16 protein-coding genes and 1 pseudogene are annotated in these 15,180 nt (G+C 59.9%); 5 read left to right on the top strand and 12 right to left on the bottom strand.

Translation table 11 applies throughout. The annotated features are described in order from the left end of the window. Positions 1–3: 3 nt before the first annotated feature. The 8 genes from ACWTU7_RS23275 to ACWTU7_RS23240 form a co-directional block, all read right to left on the bottom strand. Positions 4–798, bottom strand: coding sequence for a TatD family hydrolase (locus ACWTU7_RS23275; protein WP_455840518.1), 795 nt, complete (start codon positions 796–798; stop codon positions 4–6). Next, positions 798–2,351 (bottom strand): methionine--tRNA ligase, encoded by a 1,554-nt coding sequence (metG, locus tag ACWTU7_RS23270; protein WP_455840519.1) that lies wholly within the window; start codon positions 2,349–2,351, stop codon positions 798–800. The genes ACWTU7_RS23275 and metG overlap by 1 nt, the downstream gene beginning before the upstream one ends. Before the next feature lie 81 nt (positions 2,352–2,432). Beyond that, on the bottom strand, positions 2,433–3,488 hold the full coding sequence (locus tag ACWTU7_RS23265) for a DNA polymerase III subunit delta' (protein WP_455840520.1): 1,056 nt from the start codon (positions 3,486–3,488) through the stop codon (positions 2,433–2,435). Then, positions 3,485–4,156, bottom strand: coding sequence for a dTMP kinase (tmk, locus tag ACWTU7_RS23260; protein ID WP_287340388.1), 672 nt, complete (start codon positions 4,154–4,156; stop codon positions 3,485–3,487). Before tmk ends, ACWTU7_RS23265 begins: the two co-directional genes overlap by 4 nt. A gap of 159 nt (positions 4,157–4,315) precedes the next feature. Continuing rightward, positions 4,316–5,482: a D-alanyl-D-alanine carboxypeptidase family protein gene (locus ACWTU7_RS23255; RefSeq protein WP_455840521.1), complete on the bottom strand. Its 1,167-nt coding sequence runs from the start codon at positions 5,480–5,482 to the stop codon at positions 4,316–4,318. Between the two features lie 112 nt (positions 5,483–5,594). Next, positions 5,595–6,827, bottom strand: coding sequence for a septal ring lytic transglycosylase RlpA family protein (locus ACWTU7_RS23250; RefSeq protein ID WP_455840522.1), 1,233 nt, complete (start codon positions 6,825–6,827; stop codon positions 5,595–5,597). 698 nt (positions 6,828–7,525) lie between these two features. Continuing rightward, positions 7,526–7,831, bottom strand: coding sequence for a hypothetical protein (locus ACWTU7_RS23245; protein WP_455840523.1), 306 nt, complete (start codon positions 7,829–7,831; stop codon positions 7,526–7,528). 261 nt (positions 7,832–8,092) lie between these two features. After that, positions 8,093–8,338: a hypothetical protein gene (locus tag ACWTU7_RS23240; RefSeq protein WP_455840524.1), complete on the bottom strand. Its 246-nt coding sequence runs from the start codon at positions 8,336–8,338 to the stop codon at positions 8,093–8,095. A gap of 554 nt (positions 8,339–8,892) precedes the next feature. On the opposite strand from ACWTU7_RS23240, the gene ACWTU7_RS23235 reads away from it, so the two are divergent. From ACWTU7_RS23235 to ACWTU7_RS23225, 3 genes and pseudogenes are all read left to right on the top strand, one after another. Then, a complete protein-coding gene (locus ACWTU7_RS23235; RefSeq protein ID WP_455846546.1) occupies positions 8,893–9,069 on the top strand; it encodes a hypothetical protein in 177 nt (58 codons plus the stop codon). Further along, positions 9,066–9,302 (top strand): annotated as a pseudogene (locus ACWTU7_RS23230) (hypothetical protein); the annotation flags it as partial. The gene ACWTU7_RS23235 and the pseudogene ACWTU7_RS23230, both read left to right, overlap by 4 nt. 437 nt (positions 9,303–9,739) lie before the next feature. Then, positions 9,740–9,862, top strand: coding sequence for a hypothetical protein (locus ACWTU7_RS23225; protein ID WP_455840525.1), 123 nt, complete (start codon positions 9,740–9,742; stop codon positions 9,860–9,862). 131 nt (positions 9,863–9,993) lie between these two features. Here ACWTU7_RS23225 and ACWTU7_RS23220 read toward each other — a convergent pair whose 3' ends face one another. Together ACWTU7_RS23220 and ACWTU7_RS23215 are read right to left on the bottom strand one after the other, a co-directional pair. After that, positions 9,994–10,359: a response regulator gene (locus ACWTU7_RS23220; RefSeq protein WP_455840526.1), complete on the bottom strand. Its 366-nt coding sequence runs from the start codon at positions 10,357–10,359 to the stop codon at positions 9,994–9,996. A gap of 106 nt (positions 10,360–10,465) precedes the next feature. Beyond that, positions 10,466–13,171, bottom strand: a complete 2,706-nt coding sequence (locus tag ACWTU7_RS23215) for a PAS domain S-box protein (RefSeq protein ID WP_455840527.1) — start codon at positions 13,169–13,171, stop codon at positions 10,466–10,468. Positions 13,172–13,454: 283 nt separating this feature from the next. Here ACWTU7_RS23215 and ACWTU7_RS23210 point away from each other — a divergent pair, with 283 nt between their 5' ends. Continuing rightward, positions 13,455–13,727, top strand: coding sequence for a DUF680 domain-containing protein (locus ACWTU7_RS23210; protein ID WP_455846547.1), 273 nt, complete (start codon positions 13,455–13,457; stop codon positions 13,725–13,727). Positions 13,728–13,944: 217 nt separating this feature from the next. On the opposite strand, the gene ACWTU7_RS23205 is transcribed toward ACWTU7_RS23210, so the two are convergent. Both ACWTU7_RS23205 and ACWTU7_RS23200 read right to left on the bottom strand, forming a co-directional pair. Then, positions 13,945–14,166, bottom strand: a complete 222-nt coding sequence (locus ACWTU7_RS23205; RefSeq protein WP_029353267.1) for a DUF768 domain-containing protein — start codon at positions 14,164–14,166, stop codon at positions 13,945–13,947. Positions 14,167–14,217: 51 nt separating this feature from the next. Continuing rightward, complete coding sequence (locus tag ACWTU7_RS23200) at positions 14,218–14,826, bottom strand: ATP-dependent DNA ligase (protein WP_455840552.1); 609 nt, start codon at positions 14,824–14,826, stop codon at positions 14,218–14,220. Here ACWTU7_RS23200 and ACWTU7_RS23195 point away from each other — a divergent pair. Then, a complete protein-coding gene (locus ACWTU7_RS23195; protein WP_455840528.1) occupies positions 14,746–14,928 on the top strand; it encodes a hypothetical protein in 183 nt (60 codons plus the stop codon). The genes ACWTU7_RS23200 and ACWTU7_RS23195 overlap by 81 nt on opposite strands. Positions 14,929–15,180 lie beyond the last annotated feature (252 nt).

The following is a 15,180-nucleotide window of genomic DNA, read 5'->3' as shown; positions in this document are numbered from 1 at the left end:
GCGTCAGGTGCTCAGCGCGCTTGGGCGCGGCATCTTCCTGAACAGCCGGAAGAAATTGTCCGTGGTGACGTCAGCGATCTCAGCCTCGCTGACGCCGATCGTTTCGGCCAGCACCTTGGCTGTATGCGCGACATAGGCAGGCTCGTTGCGCTTGCCGCGAAACGGTATCGGCGCGAGGTATGGCGCGTCGGTTTCGACCAGCAGGCGGTCACGTGGCACATCGGCGGCGATGGCGCGCAGCTCGGCCGAATTCTTGAAGGTCAGGATGCCGGAAAAGGAAACATAGCCGCCGAGCGCCACGCCGACTTCGGCCAGCCTGCGCCCGGACGAAAAACAGTGCAGGATGAAGGGGAAGGCGCCCTTCCCTGTTTCATCCTCGAGGATTTCAGCCATGTCGCTGTCGGCGTCGCGCGAATGGATGACCAGCGGCATGCCCGTCTCGCGCGCGGCGGCGATATGGGTTCGAAAACCCTGCGCCTGGGCAACGCGCGGCGCATGATCGTAGAAATAATCAAGCCCGGCCTCGCCGATCGCCACCACTTTGCGATGAGCGGACAGCCGGACAAGATCCTCGACAGTCACATCAAGCTCTTCGGCGGCGTTGTGCGGATGGGTGCCGACCGAGCAATAGACTTCGTCGAAAGATTCAGCGATCTCAAGTACTTGTTGGAACCGCTTCACACGCGTCGAGATCGTCACCATACGACCGATACCGGCGGCTAAAGCGCGGGCGACGATGGCCGCCCGCTCCTCTGCGAAATCCGGAAAGTCGAGATGGCAGTGACTGTCGACCAACATCAGACGCTTGCATCCGTCTGCTCGACATAGCGTGGAAACACCGGTTCCGGTGCCGGCAGAGCCGTACCTGAAGCCAGCGCGTGACCCTCGGCGACATGCGCGAAATCGCGGCTGTCCGCCGGCACCGCCAGCAGGTCGAGCAGCTTTGCCGCCGAGGTCGGGACGACGGGCTGGCAAAGGATCGCGATACGCCGGATCACCTCGGCTGTCGTCCACAGCACCGTTTCCATGCGCGCGGGATCGGTCTTCCTCAGCGCCCACGGCTCCTGCCCCGCGAAATAGCGGTTGGCTTCGGCCACCACGCCAAAGATCGCCGCCAGCGCCAGATGGATGCCCTGTTCGGCCATCGTCCTGCGCGCGGTGACAAGGGCAGCACTTGCCTGGTGTAGGATCGCCTTGTCGGCATCGTTCGGTTCACCGCGCTTCGGCACCATGCCGCCGCAGTTCTTGGCGATCATTGACAGCGAGCGCTGCGCCAGATTGCCGAGATCGTTGGCGAGGTCGGCATTGGTGCGGTTGACGATCGCCTCGTGGCTGTAGCTGCCGTCCTGGCCGAACGGCACTTCGCGCATGAAGAAATAGCGCACCTGATCGAGGCCGTAATGCTCGATCATCGCGAACGGATCGACGACATTGCCGACCGACTTCGACATTTTCTCGCCGCGGTTGAACAAAAAGCCATGCGCGAACACGCGCTTCGGCAGTTCGATTCCTGCCGACAGCAGGAAGGCCGGCCAGTAGACGGCGTGGAAGCGGACGATGTCCTTGCCGATGACGTGCACGTTCGCCGGCCAGAAGGACCATCTGTCATTGGCCGTATCCGGATAACCGGCAGCCGTGATGTAGTTGGTCAGTGCGTCGACCCAGACATACATCACATGCTTGTCGTCGCCCGGCACCGGCACGCCCCATTTGAACGTGGTGCGCGAGATCGACAGATCCTTCAGCCCGGATTTGACGAAGCTGACGATTTCGTTGCGCCGCTCCGCCGGACCGATGAATTCGGGGCTGCTCTCATAGAGCGCGAGCAGCCTGTCCTGATAGGCGGAAAGGCGGAAGAAATAGCTCTCTTCCTCGGTCCATTCGACGGGCGAGCCGAGCGGTTCGCGGCGTATGCCGTCGTCGCCGACCTTGGTTTCGGCCTCGTCGAAATAGGCTTCCTGCCGCACCGAATACCAGCCGCTATAGCGGTCGAGGTAGATGTCGCCATTCTCCGCCATGCGCGTCCAGATCGCCTGGCAGGCCTTGTAGTGGCGCTCCTCGGTGGTGCGGATGAAAACGTCGTTAGAACAGCCGGTCGCTTCGAGCATCGAGCGGAAGATCGCCGAATTGCGATCGGCAAGCGCTTTCGGCGTCAGGCTTTCAGCGTCCGCCGTTTGCTGCATCTTCAAGCCGTGCTCGTCGGTCCCCGAGACGAAGAAGACGTCCTTGCCGTCGAGCCGCTGGAAGCGGGCAAGCGTGTCGCTGGCGATGACATTGTAGGCATGACCGATATGCGGCTTGCCGTTCGGATAAAAAATCGGCGTCGTGAGGTAGTATTTATCGCGTGCCATGGATGAGCCGTCATGAATGTCTGAATGAAAGATGCCGGTGAGATATCGCATCGAAACGGCGATTGCCATCCCGATGGGCCGTCACATTCGCATTGCAGAATTCAAGCGGTCGATCATGGTCAAGGCGTGCTGCTTTTTGTCGAGATTGTAGGTGTCGGTCTCAGATATAGCGTTCAAAGCCTCGTGCCAAGTATCCGACAGCGATTTCGCCCGCGCCAGATCGCCCGCCAGCGCGGCCTGGCTTGCGCCGGTCGAGAGCAGGTCGAGCGCACGGCGATTGAAGATATCGAACTGGATCGCCTGGTCGCGACCGGCGACCGCTTCCGCGAGGCGATAGGCACCGGCAACATCGCTCTTTCTTGCTGTCGCCAGGGCGTCGAGCGTCTCGGCGATTTCCAGCCCGCCATACTGCGTCAACAGGATTGCGGTGCGCGCGCTGCCCCCTGCCCGCTTGGCCAGTGCCGCGCGCGCCGCGGGATCGTCCGGCGGCGGTGGTTCGACGCTCTCCAGAACCGTCATCAGGCTCTCGGCGTCGAGCGGCGTCAGCCGCACCATCTGACAGCGCGAGCGGATCGTCGGCAGCAGGCTGCCCGGCGCATGGACGATGAGGATGAACAGTGTGCGTGCCGGTGGTTCTTCAAGATTCTTCAACAAAGCGTTGGCCGCATTGGTGTTCATGTCGTCGGCCGGATCGACGATCACCACCCGGTAGCTACCGTCATGCGAGGTCAGCGACAGGAAGCGGCTGACCTTGCGGATCTCATCGACGGTGACGACCGTCTTGAAGCTCTTCGTCTTATCGTTCGGCGGGCGGGTCAGATGCAGCACCGAAGGATGTGCGCCGGTGGCGATCTGGCGAAACAGCGATGACGCCGGATCAGGAACGGCAAGGACTTCCGGCGCCTGTTCGAACGCCGGATGCTTCAACAGATGATGCGCAAGGTGAAAGGCGAGCGTCGCCTTGCCGATGCCGACCGGTCCGACAAAGATCAGCGCATGCGGCAGCTTCCCGGAGCGATAGGCTGACGCCAGCATGGTCGCTGCCTGGCCATGTCCAACCAGGCGCGGGGTCTCGGACGGCTCCGGAACGCCGTCCAATGTGTCGTGCTGTTCTGGTGCGATCCGTTCGAAAATCATCCCGGTGCCTGCTTCCTGTGCGCCGGTGTCATCGTCTCCAGGGCCGCGAACACGGCGGCGGTGACGACATTTTCCACTGTGTCGGGGTCGGCGGACGCGTCGACGACGATGCAGCGCTCGGGCTCTGCCGCGGCGATCGCCAGAAAGGCTTCGCGGCGGCGCTGATGGATATCAAGCGTTTCCTTTTCGAAACGATCGGCGTCGGTATCGGTGCCCCGCCGTGCCGTGGCGCGCCGCAGCCCTTCGGCCGGGTCGATATCGAAGATCAGCGTCATGTCGGGCACCATGCCGTTGATGGCGACCTTTTCCAGCGCGCCCATGAACGCCGGATCGAGGCCGCCGGTGACGCCCTGGTAGACGCGCGAGGAGTCCATGAAGCGATCACAAAGCACGATCGAGCCGCGTTCGACGGCCGGCCGGATGACCTGCTCGACATGGTCGGAACGCGCGGCGGCGAAAAGCAGCGCCTCCATCCTGGGGCCGAATGGCTCGGCAGCGCCGGAAAGCAGGACATGCCTGACCGCCTCCGCGCCCGGCGAGCCGCCCGGTTCACGCGTGACAAGGACATCGTATTTCTTGGCGCGCATCTTACTGGCCAGCCGCTCGATCTGCGTCGACTTGCCTGCCCCTTCTCCACCTTCGAAGGTGATGAAAAATCCGTGCACCAAAGCCTATATCCATGCTGCGGGACCGTAATAGTCCTGACTTGAGAAAAGGTCCACGCCACCGTGCCAAACCGCGTCGCGTCTGAAGAGATGCGACGCGCTTTAGGCCCTTTTCATGCGTGTCGTCGCCTCAAACCGCTGAGCACTTTTGGGCGACACGCATTAACGCAGCCAGCCCACGGCCAGTTCCTTGGCAGCATCGAGCGCGCGTTGCGGCAGCGAGCCGACGCCGATCGATTCGGCCGCGAAAAGCGGCGTCTCCTGGCTCAGCGTATCACCGATCCAGACCCGCAGCGCACCCACTGGTTGCCCCTCCTCCACCGGGGCTGGAACCGGCCCGTCATAGACGATCTTGGCGGTCAGCTTGTCGCGGTTGGCGATGGGCAGGAAGATGACCACGGGCGCTTTTGCCTTCAGCGCCACGCCGGATTTCGCACCGCCGAAAACCTGGGCCTCGCCGACCACCTCGTCTTTGGCGAAAATCTCGGTCTTCTGGAAGGAACGAAGTCCCCAGTCGAGCAGCTTTCGCGCTTCCTCGGCGCGCTCGCGGTCGCTTGCCAGGCCGCTCATCGCCGCAATGACCCGCCTGCCACTTTGGCTGACCGAGCCGACGACGCCGAAGCCTGATGCCTCGCTCCTGCCGATCGCCAGGCCGTCGGCGCCGATATCCATCGCCAGCAGCGGGTTGCGGTTCCTTTGGGTGATCTTGTTCCAGGTGAAATCCTTCTGGCCGTAATAGCGATAGAGGTCCGGGTACGAGCGCCAGATATGCAGGGCCAGAAGCGCAAGCTCTCGAACCGTCGTTTGCTGACCGTCGGCCGGCAGACCGGTTGAATTGACGAATGTCGATTTCTCGAGGCCAATCTGCCTTGCGCGCTCGGTCATCTCAGTCGCGAAATTCGCCTCCGATCCCGCAAAACCTTCGGCGATGATGATGCAGCCGTCATTGGCGGCCTGAACCGTCACGCCCTGGATCAGGTCTTCAAGCCGGATCGTTGACTTCAGTTTGGCAAACATTGTCGACGTCCCGGATGGCGCCCCGCCCGTGCGCCATGCGTTTTCACTCACCACGAATGTGTCGTCGAGCGTCACGCGCCCCGATTTGATGGCGTTGAACACCACCTCCATCGTCATCAGCTTGGCCAGCGAGGCCGGCTGAATCGGCCTGTCGGCATCCTTGGAAAACAGCACCGTTCCGGTTTCGGCATCGATCATGAAGGCCTGCGCGGCCTTGGTCTCGAAAAGCTGCGCCGCGGCCGGAGTCGGCGAAAGCAGCAGGAGGCCAAAACCCAGAAGCCCGGCGAGAGGCGCGGCGAAGCGAGATTTCATGAGAAGTTCGACCTGTCAGCCGGTATTTCTGGGCAAGCTCTAGGCTATCAGGCTTTGTCCCGGCCGATCAACCGCGCGATGGACAACAGGGCAAAACTTCAGGTTTTACCGGTCAGTTCCGAACCACGAGCGCGTCCGGTGCGCCATGCGACCATGCCGCCTGCAGCATCTCGTCCAGGCTGCCATGGCCGTACGGATAGAGGTTGACCGAGGACCAGTCCTTGCCCTCGAATTCGGAGCGCTGGATTTCGGTCTTGCCGAAGCTGGAAAGCCGGGCTGCCACACGCTGCGCCTCGGCGGCATCCTCGTACGAGCCCGCCGCGATATAGTCCGTGGGCGAAGCGGCCGGAGGAGCTTGCCGCTTCCACGATCGAAGGATTTCGGCAGGCGACATGCCGGCGCCATCCAGCGCGGCAAAGACATTGGAGGCGCGCTGCACGCGTTCGTCCGCGTAGGACAGCGACGCTACGCTGAACGGCGATTGCGCCGGCAGATTGATCTGCGGGCGTTCGGGCACGATCGGCCCGAAATCGGGCAGCATCACATTGCCGAAGGCTGGCGCCTGCGCCGCAATGACAGGCTGTGACGATGCGGAACTCGTCAACTGACCGGGAAATGGAGCGGCGGCCGCGCCCACCGCCCTGCTCGGCGATGGCCCATTCATGGCGATCATGACACCGGTCGGCAGGCCGTCCGACGGATCGGGCACCCTGTTGCCTGGATTGTAGGAGGCCATCAGGTACTGATCGTCATTACCGTCAAGCGGCGCCCGACCGATGTATTCGACCTTCACCTTGGCCGTGCCAATATTGGCATAGTCGAGCATTTCGGCGGCGCGCTTCGAAACATCGATGATGCGCCCGTCATGGTAAGGACCGCGATCGTTGACGCGCACGATGACCGAGCTGCCGGTCTTCAGATTGGTGACGCGCGCATAGCTCGGCAGCGGCATTGTTGGATGTGCGCCGGTCAGGTGTGTCATGTCGTAGACTTCGCCATTGGCGGTCAGCCTGCCGTGGAAGGCTTCGCCATACCAGGAGGCGAGACCCATCTTGGCATAGCGCTTGTCTTCTTTCGGGTAATACCACTTGCCGCGCACCTGATAGGGCTTGCCGAGCTGGTCGCGTCCGCCGCCACGCTGCAGGCCCGACATCTTGAAGGTGACGCGCGGGCTGGCCTTCACGCCGTATTCGGATTCGGAAAAATATTCCTTCGAGCGGGGTTTCTTGTTGACCATCGCCTTCGGCTGTGGCGGCGCGGCGCAAGCCGCCAGCAAGGCAGCCGACAGGGCAAACAAGGCGAACGCGGAAGCGCGACGAAGACGCGGGCGCGCCGTGCTTTGCATTTTTTGGTTGTCCCCTCTCAACAAAGGCACCGCAACTTGATCGTCGGCGGGCCCAAACCCACTCGACAAACGCTAGCGCCACCTTGATTCGCAATCCCTTGTGCACAGGAATTGTTTATCACCGTATTAACCGATTGTGGTCGGAACCGGGCGAGATTGTGGCACAAACCGTCCCGGTGATCGCTGTGAAAAATTACCGCTTTCGACCTTCGGCGCTGCGCTGTTCGGCTTGCTTTCAGCCCCGCCGTCAAGCGCCATGCCCTGCCCTTGGCAGGAACGGGCAACGGCCGGTTGACAGGACTTCGCTAGGCGCACTAGAGCAATGAAGCGCGAACGATCTCCAGGTGGCGCAGCAGTGCCAACAGGTATGAGTTGAGATCAGCACGAGCATCCAAGTGGTTGAAAAATCACGATGGAGGGATGGCCGAGCGGTTTAAGGCACCGGTCTTGAAATTCGGTTGCAGGCGTCCCTGGCTATCCCGATGCATGCCGGCAAGTCAATGCCTGTCAAGGGTTTGCGGGCAATCGAGCGACGTGGGTGTTAGGCTGTCCTGTTCCGTACCGTAGCGTTGCGTTGCAAAAAACGTAGCAGCTTGTTCACCTGCCGTTCTCACCATGGAAAAAGGCCCCAAAGCCGCCGGGCCAAATTCGTAACGTTTACGATTTTCAGTTCGCCCTTCTGCGGACCTCCTTAAGCGTTATGACGCGACCTCGCCCGCCAGCCGCCGGACATCCGCAGCGATGGAGAACAGCGCCTCGTCTGGATCGTCAAAATCCTCAAGGCCCATCCTGTCGCGCGCGCGGAGCTTCACCGCCATGCCTTGGAGCGTATGAGCGGGAATGGCAAAGATGCGCATTCCGATCTCCCGAATGTTATCACAGCCAGCGGAGTGTTCGGCCTCTTTGGCGTCATGACCGACCAGACGGCGCTGCTCGTCGAGCCTTTCCCTGAAATCTTCCCAGGCGGCGACGCTGGCCTTTTCTCGGCGAAGGCGCGATTCCATGCCTTCACCGGCTCCGGCACCGAGCGGCCACCCGGCTCCTCGCACGTGCGCTCAAGGCTCGCCGTAACTGACTTCGGAGGCGAGGTCTGGAAGCGGCCTTTGGAAATGCCGCTGACTCAGCAGGAACTTGCTGACACCATGGGAATGTCATTGGTCCATATTGAAAAGCTCCCTCCTTGTTCTGGAAGGTGCTCAGGATCGCGCTGCCGTCCACGACCTGCCAGCCGCGCTGATACGCGAACCGGACCTTTAGGCGTTCGCTCACCCTCGGAACCGCTCGACGAACCACTCGATCTTGCCGCCGACCTTCATCGGCTTGTGGATCATGAGGGGTTTCGGCAGGTGTTCCGGATGAACTTCCAACAGCGCGATCTTGATCGACGGCTTGCACCGGTCGCAGCTGAAATTGAGAGTTTGTGGATCTCTGCCGCCGCCGAACACCATCATCAGGTCGGCAGAGCGATGGTAGCGGACGTTGCCGCAACTGCATTCGGCCTTGACCAGCATGTTATGCCGGGTCGCCTTTCCCAGGGTGTCGATCGGTTCGTGCGCCATGAGAACGAATAAGGAACATTTTTCTTGAACGTCAAGACGGCTTGTGGAATGTTTCCACTCAGTCTGAAGCCACGGAGCGGTAGTGGGTTAGTTTGAAATCTGCGAAACGCGAAAATAGGCGTTCCCACAATTTCGGCGCTGTTGATCAGGGAGAACCACGACGGTGGAAATGCATGGCCCTTTGAAGCTTTCCTGCTTGCGAGATATCGGCTTTTCCGAGTGGGACCCGATAGGCTTGCTCGCGAAAGGCGAGGTTTGGGACCATAAGCCCTTCGCAGATGAATATGACCCGTATCTACTTGAGGCGGCAGGGCGGCTTCGCCGAGACTGGATCGTAGACGACGCTGTCGAATTTCTCATGAAGATCGAATGCGATCATATGGGACTAGGTCTGAGAGCAACTTCTCGCCCGCGCGCAGAGGCCACTGCCAAAGCGATCCGTGCTTAATTTAGATAGTGTTGACGGGACGATTTCAAACTGACCCACTACCCCCGGACCGCATGCCTTGAGTGATGAAATTCGCCTGCCGAGGCCAGATCAGATGACCGCGCTAGGCGTCCAGCATCATTTCTGCGAACATCTTGGGTGCGGCAAGCATGCCGGCTGGGGCTTCGCCAAGCCTAAGCAGCCGCCGCATTGGTTCTGCTTCGAACACCGCAGTGAAGGGGAGCGCTATCTATGATTGTCCAAAAGCCAAGGCGTCATCACGATTACGCGGACCGGGAAATCGACTGCCAAGAGGCGATGGAGCCGGGGTTTCAGGCCATTGTCGATTGCATGCTGGAGGCAGGTTGGACCCGCGGAGAAATCATGCGCTCGCTGCGCCGGCTGATCGCCGCCGACAACATGACGCAAAAGGAAAACGCCAAGGTCGAGGCACAGCTAGCGATCGCTCGCGCCATGATGCGTGCCGGCGGCCTCTCTAGTCCTCATCCCCGAAACCCAGCAGCGTCGCATGGCGTATGTGGCTATGGTCGCCGCGAAGATTGACTCGCAAAACCGCGATTCAATTACCATGCTCTTAATCAGTTTCGGAAAATTTTAACCAATCGTTGACCGCGCTGTCCCAGAATAGGACGGCGCGGTCTTACCCCAAGGGGCTGCGCAGGCGGCTCCGGCAATTCGCCAACCCGCGCTACTGTCGGAGCCGCTACCACACTCTCTAAAATACCAGCAATGGTTGAATCAACTGTTACCGCACGTGGTTTACAGTGCGCTTTCCCAGTCGTTAGACTTTGACGGAACAGGGCCTCGCCTTCACGGTTGACGCTGAGACAGTCCATCTCAGCGAGGAACCATGGAAGCCCAAGAGAAACATCCGCAACGCCTGGGCCGCCCTCAAAGTGGTTCGCATGGCGAAAGAAGCTGTCCTGCTGCTCTATGGTCCCGAGCCGGTCCACGAGGCCGAAGCGCTCGTCAAAGCCATCATTGAACCTTTCGAGCGGCTAACCACGCCGGCCAAGCCGGCGTCGTGATGGACGATCGCGTCGAGGATGGCCTCTGCGATGGCGCGGCGTCAAGTTCTGCAAAAGAGGGAGGCCGGTGCTTGTGCGGCTTGGCGCAGAGCGAGCTTCTTGCTCGCGCACGACCGAAGTCGTGCGGCGGATCAGCCTTCTTCGCCGAGCTCCTGAAAGCCCTTTTGAATGGCTTCGATCAGCATCGCAGTCGAGTAGGGTTTCTGAACCCACCCGAGTGGTCTTGCCGCTTCGGCCCGAAGCTTCACGTCGCGGTCAGCGTGCGCGGTCGCAAAGACGCATCGTATACGGTAATCCCGGTATAGTTCCAACGCCGCATCTATTCCGTCCCGCTTGCCAAGCAAGCGGATATCCATCAGGGCAATCGCAGGCCGAGCGGAACGCGCAATTGTGATGGCCTCCTCGGCTGTGCTGGCTATCCCAGCCAGCACGAACCCGGCGTCGCTGAGGCCTGCCTCGACGTCAAGCGCAATCAGGTAGTCGTCTTCGACGATCATTATAGATGGCTTGCCGGAAAATCTCGCTTCTGAACCGATCTCATCTTCTCTGGAGAAGACCAACCGAGGTCTGAAAGTCCCGCTGGAATCTCCCGTTCGGCTCGTCTCAAATATTGCCGTTCTTGACTTCAATGCCGTTCTCTCCCGGAGCCTGAGAAAAAATCACCACGCAACGAGACGGATCTCGTGCCACTTCCAACGTTCCACGAATCTGTCCGGCCAAACCCTCAACGAGCCGCAAGCCCGACGAGGAATGACGCACGGCACCCAGATCGAAACCTGGACCTTCATCCTCGACCGTCAACACCTGCTTTCGACCATTCTGCCTAATGCCAACCCGAATGGTCGCGCTTGCCTTGGCCGTTGATCCATGTTTGACCGCGTTGATCAAAAGCTCATTGATTATAAGGGCAAGCGGCATCGCGATATCGTTCGGCAATTGGATGGGATCGGCGCTGCAAACTAATTGAATGTTCGCTGGAAACATGGGCTTCGCGGTTTCGCAGATCGCCTCGAGGAACAGCGGTGCGCTGAAATTGGAGGCGTCTGGCGTGTCATAGAGCACGCGTTGGGCCGCAGCCATGGTTGCGACCCGTTTGCTTGCCTCCTCCAGCGTCTTGCGGGCTTCGGAATTTTGGCTCTCCCTCGCCGCCACCGAAAGCAAGGACTTCAACATCATCATGTTGTTTTTAACGCGATGGTTGAGTTCGTTGAGCAGGACTCGCTGTTGCGTTTCGGCTTGCTTGCGCTCGCTTACGTCAACCAGCATGTTAATGCCGCCAATGATTTTCCCAGCGGCATCACGCATCGGCGTCGGATAAGGAATGAACGGAATCCGGGTGCCGTCCGGCCGCTCGGCGATCGCCTCAACTCCCCGAACTGGTCGCCCTTCGCGAAGAGAAACAGCCATTGGGCACTCGTCGTGAGGAAGCGGCGTTCCATCGGGCCAATAGAGCTTCCAAGTGACGCACCATTGATCACTGCCGATCTCCGGTGTGCGGCCCGCGAGGTGGACCGCGGCTTCATTGAAATATGTGATCTTGCCGTGCTGATCGGTTGTATAGATTGCAGCGGGGATGGCGGCGAGCAAATCCTGAAGGTGGCGTTGACTGTCGCGCACCTCTGCTTCGGCGATTTTTTGCTCAGTTATATTTCGAGCAATTTTGGACGCGCCCACGATACGGCCCGTTGCGTCTCGCACCGGCGATATTGTGAGAGAAATATCCACCAGGGACCCGTCCTTGCGGCGCCGGATCGTTTCGAAATGATCGACAAGCTCACCGTTGCGTATGCGGCCCAGAATTAGCGGTTCCTCCGGTAGTCGGTCCTGGGGGATGATTATGGTGATGGGCTTGCCTACTACCTCGGAGGCTGAATAGCCGAACAGGCGCTCAGCACCTCGGTTCCATGTTAAAATGATCCCATTCAAATCCTTGCTGACGATCGCGTCATGGGAAGACTCCACGATCGCCGCCAGCCTTTGAGCGGCATTTTCGCCCTTTATGCGCTCAATGCCGAAACCGAGCTGACGAGCAATGTTCCGGGCCACTTCAATCTGCTCTTCCGAATAATTCTGCGGCTGATCGAAGTAGGCCATGAACTTGCCGAGGAGTCGTCCACCTTCCATAATTGGAACGAAGCAAACCGCGCGTATACCTTCAGCCCGGATTGCCTGTTTTAACTGTTCCGGAAAATCCGCTTTCTCTGTATCGCCGACACAGATGGGCTGCGGATTTTGGCTCTCCGTTGACCAAGGCGAGTGTCCTTCTACCGCAAGGCGATAAGTATCCGATAAACCGCGCCAAGCCTCAAACTTCATGTGCCCGTTGTTATCTAACAGCAGTATCGAAGCACGCTGGCATTGGAGCGCGCGTTGGATTGCATCGAGCGCCGGCTCATACATGTCCTCTCGCGTGCGTGCATGCTGCAGCATTTCGGTGAATTGATGTATCGCGGCCTGTTGCTCGGCCCGTTCGGCAAGCGCCGCCTCAATCCGCTTGCGCTTGCTGATATCGTGCTGCACCCGTACGGCATAGCGAAACTGCCCGTTGCCGTCGTGAACGCTTGAGGAATTCACAACAGCCCAAACAATTGACCCATTCTTGCAGACAAACCGCTTTTCCATCGTGTAGCTGTCAATCTCGCCAGCCACTTGCCGTCGATACTTTTCGCGATCTGCTTCAGCGTCGGCGGGAAAGGTGCAATCGAAAATGGATCGTCCAATCAGCTCTTCCGGTGTGTAGCCCAATAGTTTGCATAGATGGGAATTTACCCGCAACAACTGGCCTTCGGCGTCTGCTTCCACGATTCCTGTGCCAGCGTTCTCATAGGTGATGGCAAGCCGCTGCTCCTGTTCGAGTACCAACTCTTGCGCCTTAACCTTTTCGGTCACATCGATGGTGATACAGCGCGTATTGAGGAAGCGGTCGCCTGCTGCGCGAACGTTGGATGTTATTTCTACCCAGCGGATCGAACCATTTTTGGCGCGCAACCGTGCGCGGTAGTGTTGAACTTGCTCCCGCCGGGCCAAGCGGTTCAATATGTCTTCAATCGCTTCCGAATCCGCATGAAATTCGCGAATGTTGCGGCCAACATATTCCTCGGCCCTATATCCCAACATTTCCAGCTCTGCACGATTGGCGCGCAGGATGGTCCCGTCTTTCCCCACCAAGTGAAGTGCGAGTGCGGCATTCTCGAAGAAATCTTCAAACTCATTGGTGAGGACGGGATCCGAAACCTGGAACTCGCAGCCCCTCTCGTCCAAGAGCGATCCTGCTTCACCAAGATCATCAGGAAAAAAACTTTGTTTCATGTATTGCCCCCCTTCCCAAACGATCAGGAATGTTTGGAGCTAAGAAAAGTTCCCAGAAAACTCGGTCTTCGATTAGCCCCAGGCTGTTTTCAATATCACGTTGCGAAATGTTTAGGCGGTCATTCCCGCACCGCGTCCCTCCCCGCGTAATCGCGCCACTTCGAACGTCACGATGGCGCAGCATTGCGGTCCTTTGGGCGATTGACTCCGTCGCGAGCCGCCAGAGGGACCATATGAGGCTCAAGTTTTACGAGGCCCGGGGGCGTGTTTACGTCTAGGGAGTATCTCCAATGAAAAAGCTGACTACGACCACATAGTTGTTGCAGCTGTTGCGCTTGCCACGGGCAGCGCTTTTGCCGGCAGCGACCACTATGGTTCAGACCGCGTCAATCAGCCGGCCGCGCCTGTTGGCCCGACCACTTCCGCCCCCGACGACAACATACTTACGGGGTCGATCCGCACGCTGTTCACGGCTGGGCAGGGCAACGGCACCACGACGGAGCAGACGCAGTCCGGCTCCCCCGAATCCGGCCAAGCGGTTCGGGGGCGGCGCTAAAATGTGTGAAGATGGCTTTGACACCGTTATGACAAGGCCGTGACAAGGGACGGGATATCCATCCCCGTCCGCTTCGAGACGCTTATTTGCAGTGGCGCCGGCAACTCCATCCTCCGCAATGGCCTGCGTGGCCGGCCCCTCTAGTCCGTCGCTCACGCGAGCTTTTATGCAAGGCGATCACCGAGACCATCGAGCGGCTAGAGGGCGGCGACAGGGATCAGCCAACTACGCCCGCGTCATGATGAACGATCGCGTCCAGGATCGCCTCATGAACGCCGCCGGTGTCTTCCTCTATCTCGGTTCTGCTAATTCCGAGAGACTTGGCGTCGGCGAATAGTTTATGTGCCAGTTCACTGACCGAGATCACATCGGCCCGCACGATAGCGGGCAGGTTGTTGCTAAGCCACTTATAAAAGAAGTTCGTGCCGCGTGTGCTCATGGGCCTGATAAGTCGCGCCCGATCAAACGGTTCCATTAGCGCAAAGCAATATTAGCTTTCGTTACCTAAACCCAGCAGGGAGGCATGGCGCAGCTTGTGCTCGCCCCTGAGGTGCTTGATGCGCAGCTTCAGCCCCGGCTGGACCCACTGCGTCGCCGGCCGTTTCTTCATGCCCCTGGGCGGCGGCCCGGCATGTTCAGTGACCCGCTTCCACAACCGTTCGCGGATGTCGATGGGGAAGGTGATGAAGGCCGACCCGACATATCTGCGGGTGTCCGGCTCGGCCAGCAGCGCAAACGCCGCCTTGCCGCTCTCGCGCTGCACGCCGAGCAGCTCGAGCTCGCTGACGACAAAGCTCTTGGTCTTCAGCCATTGCCTGGTTTCGCCGCTGCGGTACTTGCTGCCGCGGCGCTTCGAGACCATGCCTTCCATCCCCGCTTTGTCGATCAGGTAGAACAGCGCATCCGATTCCCCCGGCATCGCCTCGCTGAACTGGATGCGCTCGCCCGGCCTGATCAGCCCGTGCAGGATATCGCGACGCTCCTCGAGCGCCATGTCGCGCAGGTCGTGCCCGTTTAGGTGCAAGAGATCGAACGCGACGAGATAGAGATCGTGCTGGCGCCGGGTGATCGCCTTCTGCAGCGCGGCGAAGTCGGGCAGGCCGGCCTCGTTGGTAACGATCGTCTCGCCGTCGATGATGGCGTTGTCGAGGCCGAGCGCCCTGGCGCAATACCAGTTCTGAGCCCGATCCGGAATTTATGAGTTTACGTCCTAGAGCAGAGCATTTGAAACGTGAAGGGCCGCCTCCGGCGTCGGCCCTTGATCGTTTCAACGACTGTTTCGCGGCGCCTTGCCGTCCGACCGGACGGGGGCCGTGAACGGACTAGCGGCTTTTCGGGAACGAGGCCAAGAAAGCAGACATGTGTTTGCGTTCGAAACAGACAGTAGGATCAAATCTCGTCCAGCGCGCCATTTCTCCATGGTCCATTATGGGAACCAATGTCGCGGCGGAGC

Source organism: Mesorhizobium sp. BHscii (assembly GCF_053848065.1).
The sequence above is the reverse complement of the archived record's forward strand: the minus strand, read 5'-3'. Positions and strand labels throughout refer to the sequence as shown.

Excerpts from the sequence above, each read along its gene's own strand:
- ACWTU7_RS23255 (WP_455840521.1), bottom strand. The coding sequence starts at position 5,482 with ATGAAATCTCGCTTCGCCGCGCCTCTCGCCGGGCTTCTGGGTTTTGGC.
- ACWTU7_RS23215 (WP_455840527.1), bottom strand. The coding sequence starts at position 13,171 with ATGAAACAAAGTTTTTTTCCTGATGATCTTGGTGAAGCAGGATCGCTC.
- ACWTU7_RS23245 (WP_455840523.1), bottom strand. The coding sequence starts at position 7,831 with ATGGAATCGCGCCTTCGCCGAGAAAAGGCCAGCGTCGCCGCCTGGGAA.
- ACWTU7_RS23265 (WP_455840520.1), bottom strand. The coding sequence starts at position 3,488 with ATGATTTTCGAACGGATCGCACCAGAACAGCACGACACATTGGACGGC.
- ACWTU7_RS23205 (WP_029353267.1), bottom strand. The coding sequence starts at position 14,166 with ATGAGCACACGCGGCACGAACTTCTTTTATAAGTGGCTTAGCAACAAC.
- ACWTU7_RS23225 (WP_455840525.1), top strand. The coding sequence starts at position 9,740 with ATGGCGAAAGAAGCTGTCCTGCTGCTCTATGGTCCCGAGCCGGTCCAC.
- ACWTU7_RS23220 (WP_455840526.1), bottom strand. The coding sequence starts at position 10,359 with ATGATCGTCGAAGACGACTACCTGATTGCGCTTGACGTCGAGGCAGGC.
- ACWTU7_RS23250 (WP_455840522.1), bottom strand. The coding sequence starts at position 6,827 with ATGCAAAGCACGGCGCGCCCGCGTCTTCGTCGCGCTTCCGCGTTCGCC.
- ACWTU7_RS23275 (WP_455840518.1), bottom strand. The coding sequence starts at position 798 with ATGTTGGTCGACAGTCACTGCCATCTCGACTTTCCGGATTTCGCAGAG.
- ACWTU7_RS23240 (WP_455840524.1), bottom strand. The coding sequence starts at position 8,338 with ATGCTGGTCAAGGCCGAATGCAGTTGCGGCAACGTCCGCTACCATCGC.
- metG (WP_455840519.1), bottom strand. The coding sequence starts at position 2,351 with ATGGCACGCGATAAATACTACCTCACGACGCCGATTTTTTATCCGAAC.